Source organism: Bartonella sp. CL25QHWL, from assembly GCF_042195335.1.
In the GTDB taxonomy this organism is placed as follows: domain Bacteria; phylum Pseudomonadota; class Alphaproteobacteria; order Rhizobiales; family Rhizobiaceae; genus Bartonella.
Genome location: NZ_JBHIOE010000022.1, coordinates 5,145 through 8,034, shown reverse-complemented (window position 1 = coordinate 8,034; position 2,890 = coordinate 5,145). Strand labels below are relative to the sequence as shown.

1 protein-coding gene is annotated in these 2,890 nt (G+C 38.0%); it reads left to right on the top strand.

Going from position 1 to position 2,890, the window contains the following annotated elements:
- Positions 1–716 precede the first annotated feature (716 nt).
- The coding region (locus tag ACFILY_RS08545; RefSeq protein ID WP_375637854.1) for a right-handed parallel beta-helix repeat-containing protein at positions 717–2,890 on the top strand (2,174 nt) is incomplete at its 3' end.

The following is a 2,890-nucleotide window of genomic DNA, read 5'->3' as shown; positions in this document are numbered from 1 at the left end:
AGCTATCAACAAAAGCTTCAAAAAACTGGTATAAGTGGTGCAAACTTTTCAGGCGGCATACGCTATCAGTTTTAAAATAAAACTGTCAAAACAGCGTATTTCTTTTCTATGCATTAACAAAAAAGGCAGCTACAATATGCTGCCTTTTTATCTCTCCCCTATTCTTCTCTACCAATACACACCGCCAACATTTTTCTTTAAGAAAATTAGTTAAAAAACTCAAAACAATAAAATATCGCGCTTTCAACTAGTAAAAATATCCCTTGAAAAAAACTCAACGTCGATTGAAAAATCAATGAGCGCTATTTTATCGTAACCGTGTTAAAGAAAAACATGAAAACTATGGTACCATCTTTGGTTTCATGATGTTGAAAGAGATCCCTATCAAGCTCAAGCATACAGTTTTTTTTAATTTTCTTGCCTACTCCTTTTCTTTAAGCATAAGAAACAAGTTTTATGCAAGCATAACACATATCTTGAATAGAAAAACTTATAATACTTATATAATATTAATACAATGCATTCATATAATACTAACTGAATTTAAGTATAATACATTATATGTTAAATGTATAATTTATTTTATACTTTACATAAAAATAAAAATCGCTTATTCACGTTCCATCTCTAAAGTACCCATCCATTTGATATCCTTCTTATAAGCGGGGGAAGAGTGTGTGGCACTTATAATTTACTTATAATTTAGGAAAATCTTGATGTGTAAAAAGTCCCTTTTATCCTGCACGGCTGTCATAGCTGTCATGCTATTAAACACCCATCTCAATGTATATGCTGAAACTCTTGAAGTTTCCGGCGAGAAAAAAGAAGTATCTAACACAACGTATGAGATTATTAATGCGAAAGACAACGGGGAAATCACCGGCACACATTTAACTGTGGTTGGGAATAAAGACACGGATATTTATGCTGTAACAGCTGACGGTCTTGGCAGTGCGATTACATTACTGCAAGACACAGCCATTAAAGGAACTGATTTTGACATTCGTCTCGGTCTTAATGCAAAAGATGGTGCTACAATCAAAATGACTGGAGGCATTATTACGGTTTCTGAAATTGGCGCTTTCTTCGAAAACAGTATGAATGATAAAAACAAGCTGGAAGGTGTAACAATATCAAGCGGTAAAGATGACCACTTCATGGACAAGGGAATAAATGCCGACAACAAAAGCAAAGTTACTTTAGAAAACGTAACGGTTACGCAAGCAAACACCAGTATATTTGCAAATGATCATTCTGAAGTAACGATTTTAGGAGGAGCATTTGATGGAGAACTCAAAGGAATATCTGCTACGGAAGGCAGCGCTATTACTTTAACCTATAGTGAATTAGCCGATAATAAAAAAGGCAGTGTTCAAGTTACATCATCTCATGGTGACGGACTCTATGCAAATGGTGCACAATCCACAATCACAATGATAGGAGGATCAGTCACTGGAGAAAATACAGCATTACTTGCAGAAAATGGCGGACATATTGACGTCACAGATGTTACTTTAAAAAAAGATGGTACCGGAATCGGTGCAATAGCTAATGATGTTGACAGCACAATTGAACTGCACGGAAATACGGTAATTAATGACGCTGTAATTGGGCTTTATGCAACAAGCGGTAGCATAATTACAATGACTGGAGGAACCATTACGGCTTTTGAAACTGGTGCGTTCTTCAATGAGAGTAAAAGCGATAAAAACAAGTTAGAAAATGTAACCATTACTTATGCAAATACCAGCATAAGTGATCAAGACAAGCTAGAAAATGTAAAAACATCGGACAATGAATTAGACCCTGGATGGGAAAGTGAATTAGAAAATGAAAAAGAAGAGTTTTTATTCACAGGAATAACGGCCTTTGACGGAAGTCATCTCACTTTAGAAAATGTAACCATTACGCAAGCAGACACCAGCATATCCGCAGAAGATGGTTCACAAGTAACGATATTAGGAGGAGCATTTGATGGAGGATACACAGGGCTATCCGTAATGAACGGCAGCTTCATTACTTTAGCCAATAGTAAAGAAGGCAGCGTTCAAGTTACATCATCTAATGGTGATGGACTCTATGCAGACGGTTTATTGTCTACAATCATAATGATGGGAGGGACAGTGACTGCGGGAAACAGAGCATTATTTGCACAAAAAGGTGGATATATTAAGGTCACAGATGTTGCTCTAACAACGATGGACGGAAACGGAAACGGGGCAGCTTCCACCGATCCTTACAGCTTTATTGAATTGGATGGAGAGACAACGATTACTAATGCTATAAATGGACTTGATGCGGAAAACAGTGGTGTCATCATAATGACGGGAGGAGCTGTAACTGCGAAAAGCGCAGCATTGTTTACCATGAACGGTGGATATATTAAGGTCACAGATGTTGCTCTAACAACGATGGACGGAAACGGATACGGTGCAGCTTCCACCGATCCTGAAAGCTTAATTGAATTGGATGGGAACACAACAATTAATAATGCTTTCATCGGACTTTATACAGAAAATAGTGGTAATATCGCAATGGCGGGTGGAACTGTAACCGCAACAAACATGGCATTGCTTGCAAAAAGCGGTGGACACATTAAGGTCACAGATGTTGCTCTAACAACAATGGATGGCAACGGATACGGTGCAGCTACCAGCGATCCTGAAAGCTTGATTGAATTGCATGGAAAGACAACGATTAATAATGCTTTCATCGGACTTTATACAGAAAATAGTGGTACTATCACAATGGCGGGTGGAACTGTAACCGCAACAAACATGCCACTGTTTGCAAAAAGCGGTGGATATATTAAGGTCACAGATGTTGCTCTAACAACAATGGATGGCAACGGATACGGTGCAGCTACCACTGATCCTGACAGCTTGATTGA